Source organism: Beijerinckia sp. L45 (assembly GCF_009765775.1).
GTDB lineage: Bacteria > Pseudomonadota > Alphaproteobacteria > Rhizobiales > Beijerinckiaceae > RH-AL1.
Map to the genome: position 1 here is coordinate 43,772 of NZ_LMUU01000165.1, position 9,804 is coordinate 53,575.

A 9,804-nucleotide genomic window follows, 5' to 3' on the forward strand; every position below is an offset into this window, starting at 1 on the left:
CTGCTCCGCAGCGCCCGATCGAACAGGGATTGCGACGTTTATTATGAGTTTGATTTCCGACACCAGCACCGCGCCGATCATTTCGGTGGCCGGACCAGGCGATTATATCGCCCTGTTGAAGCCGCGCGTCATGTCGCTGGTGGTGTACACGGCGATCGCCGGCGTTCTGATCGCTCCAAGCGGTCTGAACCCGATTCTCGCCTTCGCGGCCCTGCTCGCCATCACCGTCGGCGCCGGTGCCAGCGGTGCGCTGAACATGTGGTATGATGCCGACATCGATGCGATCATGCGGCGCACGTCCAAGCGCCCGATCCCGATCGGGCGGATCACCGAATCCGAGGCCCTGGCTTTCGGCCTCACTCTGTCGGCCCTGTCCGTCTTCACGCTGGGCGTCGTCGCCAACTGGCTCGCCGCCAGCCTGCTCGCCTTCACCATCTTCTTCTATGTCGTCATCTATTCGATGTGGCTGAAGCGCGCGACGCCGCAGAACATCGTCATCGGCGGCGCCGCGGGGGCCTTTCCGCCGGTCGTTGCCTACGCCGCCGTCACCGGGTCGGTCAGTCTCTCGAGCCTGGCTTTGTTCGCCCTGATCTTCATCTGGACCCCGCCGCATTTCTGGGCGCTGGCGCTGGTCAAGTCCGGCGAATACGCCAAGGCCGGCATCCCGATGCTGCCCAACGTTGCCGGCCCCGATCGCACGCGGCGCGATATCCTGCTCTACTCGGTCGTGCTCGCGCCGATCGGCATGCTCCCCTGGTTTATGGGTTTTGCCACCATCGCCTACGGGTTGCTGTCGGCGGGCCTCGGCCTCGCGTTCTTGGCGCTCGCTGTGCAGGTCTACCGTGTGCGCACCGGCGAGATCGCCGACAAGGTCGCGATGAAGCTTTTCAGCTTCTCGATCCTCTACCTCTTCCTGCTGTTCGCCGAACTGATCGGCGAGCGCACCTTGATGCTCCTCAACATCGTCCACCTGTCATGATCGTCGACCCGAACGACAAGGGCATCGTCCTGACGCCCGAACAGAAGAAGAGCCGGAGCCAGCGCAACATCGCGATCGGTATCGCCATTGGATTCTTCGTCGTGCTCTTCTACGTCGTGACCATCGCCAAGCTCGGTCCCGGCGTTCTCGACAGGCCGCTGTGATGATCGCCCCCAAGCGCTCTATTTTCCGCCGCGGACGGTTGGCGCCGATCCTGGCGGCGAGCGCCGTCGTCGCCATGCTCGGGCTGGCCTATGCCTCCGTGCCGCTCTACCGCATGTTCTGCGCCGCGACAGGTTACGAGGGCACGCCGCGGGTGGCCGACGGCGCCTCGGCGACCACCGGCAAGCGCGTTCTCCGCGTTCGCTTCGATGCCAACGTCGGCAACAACCTGCCGTGGGATTTCGAACCGGAGCAGACGCAGATCGACCTGCGCACAGGCAAGACCGCCACCGTCTTCTTCAAGGTGACCAACCGCACCGACAAGCCGATGACCGCGCATGCCGTCTACAATGTCGGTCCCGGCAGCATCGGCGGCTACTTCAACAAGATCTCGTGCTTCTGCTTCACCGATCAGACGCTGGCAGCGCATGAGACCGCAGAAATGCCGGTCGTCTTCTACCTCGATCCGGCGCTCGAGCAGGACGAATCGATGAACGGGGTCGACGAGGTCTGGCTATCCTACACGTTCTATCAGGCCAAGGGGTCCGACGCCGTCGCGGCGGCCAAAACCGACGCTGACAAACCGAAGCTTTGAGCATCGCTTTTCGGACGAGAGATCAAGCATCTTGACCGTTCGCGGGCAAAGACGATAACGCCTCTTAAGAGCGTTTTATTCGAGGAAAACGCCTGCGGTCTTCGGGCCTGGGTTTTGGGGAAAGAGCAGCCATGGCCGACGGTCACGCCAAGCCGAACCACGATTACCATCTGGTCCCGATCAGCCCCTGGCCGCTCGTTGGTTCGATCAGCGCCTTTGTGATGGCGATCGGCGCCATCATGTGGATGAAGACGCTCGGCGTCGGCGGCGGCTACGTCTTCTTCGCCGGCGTCGCCGGCGTGCTGTTCACCATGTTCATGTGGTGGTCGGACGTGATCCACGAAGCCCAGCATGGCGATCACACCCGCGTCGTCCAGATCAGCCACCGCTACGGCATGATCATGTTCATCGCCTCGGAAGTGATGTTCTTCGTCGCCTGGTTCTGGGCCTATTTCGACGTCAGCCTCTATGCCCAAGACCCGATCCAATATGCACGCACAGAATTCCTCGGTGGGACCTGGCCGCCGAAGGGCATCGAGGCGCTCAACCCTTGGCACTTTCCGCTGTTCAACACGCTGCTGTTGTTGACCTCGGGCACCACGGTGACCTGGGCCCATCATGCGCTGCTGCACAATAACCGCTCGGCGGTGAAGACCGGCCTGTTCTTGACCATCGTGCTCGGCGCCCTGTTCAGCTGCGTCCAGGCATGGGAATACGCCCATGCGCCGTTCGCCTTCAGCGGTTCGATCTTTGGCGCGACCTTCTTCATGGCGACCGGCTTCCACGGCTTCCACGTCATCATCGGCACGATCTTCCTTACGGTCTGCCTGATCCGCGTGTTCGCCGGTCAGTTCACCCCGACCCAGCATCTCGGCTTCGAGTTCGCTGCCTGGTACTGGCATTTCGTCGACGTGGTTTGGCTGTTTCTGTTCGCCTGCATCTACGTCTGGGGATCGTGGGGCGCGGTGATCGAGGGCGCGAAGCCTTAAATCCTTGACCATGCCGGCGGTTTTCTTCGAGGGCGGCTTAGTGCCGCCCTCTTTGCTTTGTAGGGGCTTAAGGCATGTCCATTGAGCCGAGCCATGAGATCGCGCCTCCGAAGCTGCCACCCGTTATCGTCGGCCTGCTCGGTCGCTGCCCGCGTTGCGCCAAGGGTTCGATGTTCAAGGGCCTGATTGCGCTCGCCGACACCTGCACCGTGTGCGCTCTCGACCTGACCTTCGCCGATACCGGCGACGGCCCGGCATTCTTCGCCTCGTTTATCGGCGGCTTCATCATATTGGGTGTCGGCGTCTGGATGCAGGTCGCCTACGAACCGGCGCTCTGGGTCTATCCCCTCGTCTTCATTCCCTTTGGTTTCGTCGTCTGCGTCGGACTGCTGCGGCTCGTGAAGGGCGTTCTGGTGTCGCTGCAATATGCCAATAATGCCGGGCAAGGGCGCCTGGACCTGTGATGGCGCGCCTCAGGCCGCTCATCGTACCAGCCGTCTTCACGCTGATGATGGGCGCGATCCTCATCGGCTTGGGAATCTGGCAGTTGCAGCGTCTTGCGTGGAAGACCGCGATCCTTGAGCGAATCGAGGCGCGAACCACGGCACCCGCCCAGCCGCTCCCGACAATGACGACCTGGGCCTCCCTAAGCCCCGACGACTACGAATATCGCCATGTCGCACTCGACGGTACTTTCGATCACACGAAAGAAGCCCTGGTGTTCCGCGGCACGGCCGCCGGGCCCGGCTACTTCGTGCTGACGCCGCTGCACCTTGCCACGGGCGGCACGGTGATCGTCAACCGCGGCCATGTTCCCACCGATCGCGCCGGTCCGGCGACCCGCAAGGCTGGCGAAGTGGCGGGCCCGGTCCATGTGGTCGGCCTGATGCGCGAGCCCGAGCCGCGCAACACCTTTACTCCGGCGGATGATCCGGCGAGCGGGCACTACTTCACCCGTGATCCCGCCTTGATCGCCGCCCACTTCGGGCTGAGCGATGCCGCCCCGTTTTCGATCGACGCCGACGCAACGCCGGTGCCGGGCGGCCTGCCGCGTGGCGGGACCACGGAAATCGCTATCCCCAACAATCATTTCTCCTATGCCTTGACCTGGTTCGGCCTAGCCGCTGGTCTCTTCGGTGTCTTCGGCGTTCTCGCGTGGCGCAAGCTGCGGGGGCCGGACGAGGATCGTCCGCTCAATCCGTCTCAACCCTCTCGAATCCAGGTCTGATGTCGCGATATCGGCATCTCGTCCACACTCCGAAGCGGATGCCTGCGTCCGCAAAACCATGCTAGAGCGAAAACCCATGTCTGCTGCGATCCGGTGCACGCCGTGAAATACATTTCGACCCGCGGCGAAGCGCCGGTCCTGTCGTTCAACGAAGCGATGCTCGCCGGCCTCGCCCGCGACGGCGGCCTCTATCTGCCGGAAAGCTATCCCGTGCTGTCCCAGGAGACGATCGCGGGCTTTGCCGGCAAGTCGTACGGCGATGTCGCGAAGGCGGTCCTGCTGCCGTTCGTCGGCACCGACCTCGACGAAGCGACGCTCGAAGGCATGATCGCGGCCGCTTACGGCACGTTCCGCCACGAAGCCATCGCACCGCTGTCGCAGCTCGACGACAATCTTTTCGTCCTCGAGCTTTTTCACGGCCCGACGCTGGCGTTCAAGGACTTGGCGATGCAGTTGCTCGCCCGCTTCATGGACCACGCGCTGAAGCAGCGCGGCCAGCACGCGACAATCGTCGGCGCCACGTCCGGCGATACCGGCGCCGCCGCGATCGAAGCCTTCCGCGGCCTCGATAACATCGATGTCGTGATCTTCTATCCACACGGCCGCGTCAGCGACGTGCAGCGCCGGCAGATGACGACCGCGACCGGCGACAACATCCATGTCGTGGCGCTGGACGGCACGTTCGACGACGCCCAGGCGATCGTAAAATCGCTGTTCAACCACGCAACGTTCCGCGATGAATTCGGCCTCTCCGGCGTCAATTCGATCAACTGGGCTCGGGTGCTAGCGCAGACGGTCTATTACTTCACGAGTGCCGTGGCGCTCGGCGCCCCGCACCGCAAGATCTCCTACACCGTGCCGACCGGCAATTTCGGCGACATCTTTGCCGGCTGGATTGCCAAGCAGATGGGCCTGCCGATCGAACGGCTGGTGATCGCCACCAACGAGAACGATATTCTCGTCCGCGCCCTGCATACCGGCTCTTATGAGCAACGCGGCGTGCACCAGACGATGTCGCCGTCGATGGACATTCAGGTGTCCTCGAATTTCGAGCGTCTGCTGTTCGAACTCGGCGGCCGCGACGCGGCGAGCATCCGCAACAAGATGGCCGGCCTGATGCAGTCCCGCGGTTTTGCCTTGGGTGACACGACACTTGCCGCGCTTCGCGCCGAATTCGATGCCGAGAGCACCGACGAGCAGGAGACCGCCGTCGAGATCGCGCGCTGCTGGCACAAGTCCGCCTATCTAATCGACCCGCACACCGCCGTCGGCGTCTACGCCGCGCGCCGTCGCCTCGTAAATCGCCCGGCGACGCCGATGGTGGTGCTTGGCACCGCCCATGCCGCAAAATTCCCCGACGCGATCGAACATGCCATCGGCATGCGCCCGCCCCTGCCCGCCTACATGGCCGACCTGTTCAGTCGCGAGGAGCGTTTCACCGTGCTCGCCAACGATCAGGCGGTGATCGAGCAATTCATCCGTGACCGTGTCGGCCAAGGCCAAGCGCTGAAGACCGCATCATGAGCATCGAAGTCACCACGCTGCCCTCTGGCCTCCGGGTCGTCACCGACCGCATGGCTCATGTCGAAACGGCGTCGCTCGGCGTTTGGGTCGCAGCCGGTTCGCGCCACGAGGCCCATGACGAGCAGGGTCTGTCTCATCTGCTTGAGCACATGGCCTTCAAGGGCACGCGTCGGCGTTCCGCGCGCGCGATTGCCGAAGAGATCGAATCTGCCGGTGGCGACCTCAATGCCGCGACGGGCGTCGAGCAAACGGCCTATTACGCGCACGTGCTCGCCGCCGACACCGGCCTCGCGCTCGATATTCTCGCCGACATTTTGACCGACAGCACCTTCGACCGCGACGAACTGGAGCGCGAGAAGAGCGTGATCCTCCAGGAGATCGGCGCCGTCGGCGATACGCCCGACGATCTCGTTTTCGACCTGTTCAACGCCGCCGCTTTCCCCGACCAGCCGCTCGGCCGCGCCATCCTCGGCACACCGGAAGGCGTTTCGGGCTTTAACCGCGACCGCATCGGCTCGTATCTCTCCAGCCATTATCGCGGAAATGCGATGGTCGTGGGCGCGGCCGGTGCGGTCGAGCATCAGCGCATCCTCGACGAAACGGAGCAAAAGTTCGGCGATCTCGCGGGCAAGCCGTCGGACATCATCATCCCGCCGGCGCATTATGTCGGTGGCGAGCACCGGGTGAAGCGTCGGCTCGAGCAGGCGCATATCGTGGTGGGCTTCGAGGGCCTGTCCTACGACGACCCGAAGCATTATGCGCTGCAGGTCTTCGCCAATGCGGTCGGCGGCGGCATGTCCTCGCGGCTGTTCCAGGAAGTGCGGGAGAAGCGCGGCCTCGCCTATTCCATCTACTCGTTCAACTGGGCCTATTGCGACACCGGTCTGTTCGGCTTCTACGCCGCGACCAGCGCCCGCGATGTCGCGGAGCTCATGCCGGTCGCGCTCGACTGCCTGGCGGCCGCGACCGCGGACCTCAGCGAAGCGGAGATCGGCCGCGCCAAGGCACAGATGAAGGTCTCCCTGCTGGCGGCGCTGGAATCACCGGGCTCGCGCTCCGAGCAAATCGCCCGCCAGCTTCTCGCCTTCGATCGTGTCCTGACGCGCGAAGAGATGATCGCGCGGGTGGAGGCCCTGAGCCTCGACGAGATCCGCGCTGCCGGCGCGAAGGCGCTGCTCTCGCGTCCGACGGTCGCCTCGATCGGACCTGTCGCTAAGGTCATGACGCCGGATCGCATCGCCGCCCGTCTCGGCACAGCCGGAGGGCATTGAACGGTGGCGTTGTTCCGGCTCGGTCCCTCCAGTGACAACGCCACCTTCGTCCGCGGCGACGGGGTCTACCTGCGCTCGCCGGAGATGCGGGACTTCGAGCAATGGGCCTCGCTGCGTCACCTCAGCCGCAATTTTCTGACGCCATGGGAACCGACCTGGCCGAGCGACGACCTGACCCGTGCTTCGTTCCGTCGGCGGTTGCGACGCCACGCAAGCGAGATCGAGAATGACGAGGCCTATCCTTTCCTGATTTTCCGCGACGGCGACGATGCGCTGCTCGGCGGACTGACCTTCGGCCAGATAAAACGTGGCGTCGCTCAGGCCGCGACCATGGGTTACTGGATGGGCGAACCCTTCGCCGGGCACGGGTTCATGGCCCGCGCAGTGCGTGCTGCAACCGGCTTCGCCTTCGCGACCCTGCGGCTGCATCGCATCGAGGCGGCCTGTCTGCCGCACAACGAGCCCTCGATCCAGCTTCTCACCCGCACCAATTTCCAGCCGGAGGGAATTGCCCGCGCCTATCTTCGCATCAATGGGATCTGGCAGGATCATCTGTTGTTCGCTTTGCTGGAGTCGGATCCCGTGTCTCTGCGTCTGCCGCGGCGCGATCGCTGATGATTGATCCATCGACACAGGGTGCCGGCCGCGCGCCGCGCTTGCCGTGGTCACCGCCAAGCTTTACGGTTTTCGCTTGGCAGACCAGAAATCCGCCCGCGGCGCCGCTGAGTCAGCGAAACCGTCGCCGTCTGGCCTTGAGAGTTCCGTGAGCTTGTCCCTGCGTCTCCTCCGCCTGTTTCTTGCGCTTGTGATCCTGTTCGGTGCCCTGGCGCCGGCGCGCGCGATCGAAGCCTCGCGCGTCCCGCTCGACGCGCCGGCGATCGACCTGACCAAGGCGATCGAAAGCTACTCCTCGCAGGGCGACCGCCTGCTCGTCTCGACGGCGCCAGGCTCCGACGGTATCGTCCGCCGCATCGAGGTGCGCGCCAAGGATGCCGGAACGCGGCCGAACTGGATCGTCTTCGCGCTTACCAACGACACCGACGAACAGATCGAGCGCCTGATCGTCGCTCCGCATTTCCGGCTCGTTGGCTCTGGGGTCATTTGGCCCGATCTTGGCGCCACCCGCATTTCCGCGATCACCGCAAGCCAGGGCTTTGCCCCAGAGCGTGACGACAGCAGCGATGCCGACGTGTTCCGGCTGACGCTCGATCCCGGCACGACCGTCACCTATGTCGCCGAGCTGCGCACGCCCGATCTGCCGCAGCTCTATCTGTGGGAGCCGGAAGCCTACAAGGACAAGGTCACCAGCCTCACACTCTACAAGGGCATCGTCATCGGCATCGCCGGCCTGCTGGCGCTGTTCCTGACCATCGTCTTCGTCGTCAAGGGCGCGGTAATCTTCCCGGCCGCCGCGGCGCTGGCCTGGGCGGTGCTTGCGTACGTCTGCATCGACTTCGGGTTTTGGAGCAAAATCTTCGGCACTGAGGGGCAGAGCGACCGGGTCTGGCGCGCCGGTGCGGAGGTGGTGCTCTCCGCCACTCTGTTGGTCTTTCTGTTCGCCTATCTCAACCTCAGCCGCTGGCATGTCCGCGCCTCGCGCGTCGCCGCAGCATGGCTGATCTTCCTCGTCGCGCTCATCGCCTTCGCCGTCTACGACGCGCCGGTCGCCGCCGGTGTCGCCCGGATCTCGCTCGCCACCATCGCCGGCGTCGGCTTCGTCCTGATCCTCTACCTCTCGACGCACGGTTACGACCGCGCCGTGATGCTGATCCCGACGTGGTTCTTGCTGCTGGCCTGGGTGGTCTGCGCCGCGTTCACCGTCACCGGCACCTTGACCAACGATCTGGTGTCGCCGGCGCTGATCGGCGGCCTCGTCCTCATCGTCATGCTGATCGGATTCACGATCATGCAAAATGCCTTTGCCGGTGGCGGCATGGGCGCAGGCACCATCAGCGATGCCAGTCGCAAGGCACTCGCCCTGACCGGCTGCGGCGACGTCATCTTCGATTGGGACGTGGTCGCCGACCGCGTCTACGTCAGTCCCGAGGTCGAGCAGCAACTCGGCCTCAGCCGCGGGTCGCTCGAAGGGCCGGCCGCGGCCTGGCTCGAGGTGCTGCATCCGTTCGAGCGCGACCGCTACAAGGCTTGCCTCGACGCCGTGCTGGAGCAACGCCGCGGCCGCATCAACCAGGATTTCCGCCTCCGCGCGGCGGACGGCCATTACTTCTGGTTCGCGATGAAGGCCCGTCCGGTCGTCGGCCCCGACGGCGAGGTCATCCGCGTCGTCGGCACGCTCGGCGACATCACCGAGGGCAAGGTTGCCGAGGAGCGCCTGCTGCACGATGCCGTGCACGACAATTTGACCGGCCTGCCGAACAAGGAGCTGTTCTTCGACCGGCTCGAAGCGGCCCTCACCTTCGCCCAGAGCGACACCCGGCTGAAGCCGACCGTCATCTGCATCGACATCGACCGCTTCAAGCAAATCAATGAGACCGTAGGCCTGTCCGCCGGCGACTCGATCCTGCTGACCTTGTCGCGCCGCCTCAGCCGCCTGCTGAAGCCGCAGGACACGATTGCCCGGCTCAACGGCGACCAGTTTGCCGCCATCGTCATGTCGGAGTCGGATACAGAGCAGACGATCGCGCTCGCCAATGTCGTGCGGCGCGCGCTGTCGACGCCCGTCACCTTCTCGGAGCGGGAAATCCCGCTGACCGCCTCGATCGGCCTCGCCCTGTTCGATCCGTCCATGCACCCGCGCCGCGAAGACATGCTGAAGGACGCCGAGATCGCGATGCGCCACGCCAAGAAGGCCGGCGGCAACCGCATCGAGGTTTTCAAGCCGGCGATGCGGACGCTGCGCTCCGACCGCGTCGCCATGGAATCGGATCTCCGCCGTGCCCTCGACCGCGGCGAGATCAAGGTATTTTTTCAACCGGTGGTGCGGCTGGAAGACCGCACCGTAGCCGGCTTCGAGGCGCTGCTGCGCTGGGACAACCCACGCCTCGGCCGGCTTAGCCCCGCAGAATTCATTCCCATCGCCGAAGAGACCGGCGCCA

10 protein-coding genes are annotated in these 9,804 nt (G+C 64.5%); all 10 read left to right on the top strand.

The genetic code is table 11. The features are described from left to right. Window positions 1-43: 43 nt before the first annotated feature. Window positions 44-979, top strand: a complete 936-nt coding sequence (locus GSQ79_RS17925; protein WP_158810039.1) for a heme o synthase — start codon at window positions 44-46, stop codon at window positions 977-979. Further along, entirely contained in the window at window positions 976-1,143 is a 168-nt protein-coding gene (locus GSQ79_RS28825) for a hypothetical protein (protein ID WP_174243238.1), read from the top strand. Before GSQ79_RS17925 ends, GSQ79_RS28825 begins: the two co-directional genes overlap by 4 nt. Beyond that, window positions 1,143-1,736, top strand: a complete 594-nt coding sequence (locus tag GSQ79_RS17930; protein ID WP_158810040.1) for a cytochrome c oxidase assembly protein — start codon at window positions 1,143-1,145, stop codon at window positions 1,734-1,736. The genes GSQ79_RS28825 and GSQ79_RS17930 overlap by 1 nt, the downstream gene beginning before the upstream one ends. Window positions 1,737-1,867: 131 nt before the next feature. Further along, window positions 1,868-2,725: a cytochrome c oxidase subunit 3 gene (locus GSQ79_RS17935; protein WP_158810041.1), complete on the top strand. Its 858-nt coding sequence runs from the start codon at window positions 1,868-1,870 to the stop codon at window positions 2,723-2,725. 74 nt (window positions 2,726-2,799) lie between these two features. Continuing rightward, window positions 2,800-3,189 (top strand): DUF983 domain-containing protein, encoded by a 390-nt coding sequence (locus tag GSQ79_RS17940; protein ID WP_158810042.1) that lies wholly within the window; start codon window positions 2,800-2,802, stop codon window positions 3,187-3,189. Beyond that, entirely contained in the window at window positions 3,189-3,953 is a 765-nt protein-coding gene (locus tag GSQ79_RS17945; RefSeq protein ID WP_158810043.1) for an SURF1 family protein, read from the top strand. Before GSQ79_RS17940 ends, GSQ79_RS17945 begins: the two co-directional genes overlap by 1 nt. Window positions 3,954-4,055: 102 nt before the next feature. Next, on the top strand, window positions 4,056-5,477 hold the full coding sequence (gene thrC / locus GSQ79_RS17950) for a threonine synthase (protein WP_158810044.1): 1,422 nt from the start codon (window positions 4,056-4,058) through the stop codon (window positions 5,475-5,477). Then, window positions 5,474-6,748, top strand: a complete 1,275-nt coding sequence (locus GSQ79_RS17955; protein ID WP_158810045.1) for a pitrilysin family protein — start codon at window positions 5,474-5,476, stop codon at window positions 6,746-6,748. The genes thrC and GSQ79_RS17955 overlap by 4 nt, the downstream gene beginning before the upstream one ends. Window positions 6,749-6,751: 3 nt before the next feature. Continuing rightward, complete coding sequence (locus GSQ79_RS17960) at window positions 6,752-7,363, top strand: GNAT family N-acetyltransferase (protein ID WP_158810046.1); 612 nt, start codon at window positions 6,752-6,754, stop codon at window positions 7,361-7,363. Window positions 7,364-7,523: 160 nt separating this feature from the next. Next, window positions 7,524-9,804: diguanylate cyclase (locus tag GSQ79_RS17965; RefSeq protein WP_158810057.1), on the top strand; the 2,281-nt coding region annotated here is incomplete at its 3' end.

Coding starts and splice junctions, on each gene's coding strand:
- GSQ79_RS17925 (WP_158810039.1), top strand. CDS start 44: ATGAGTTTGATTTCCGACACCAGCACCGCGCCGATCATTTCGGTGGCC.
- GSQ79_RS28825 (WP_174243238.1), top strand. CDS start 976: ATGATCGTCGACCCGAACGACAAGGGCATCGTCCTGACGCCCGAACAG.
- GSQ79_RS17930 (WP_158810040.1), top strand. CDS start 1,143: ATGATCGCCCCCAAGCGCTCTATTTTCCGCCGCGGACGGTTGGCGCCG.
- GSQ79_RS17935 (WP_158810041.1), top strand. CDS start 1,868: ATGGCCGACGGTCACGCCAAGCCGAACCACGATTACCATCTGGTCCCG.
- GSQ79_RS17940 (WP_158810042.1), top strand. CDS start 2,800: ATGTCCATTGAGCCGAGCCATGAGATCGCGCCTCCGAAGCTGCCACCC.
- GSQ79_RS17945 (WP_158810043.1), top strand. CDS start 3,189: ATGGCGCGCCTCAGGCCGCTCATCGTACCAGCCGTCTTCACGCTGATG.
- GSQ79_RS17955 (WP_158810045.1), top strand. CDS start 5,474: ATGAGCATCGAAGTCACCACGCTGCCCTCTGGCCTCCGGGTCGTCACC.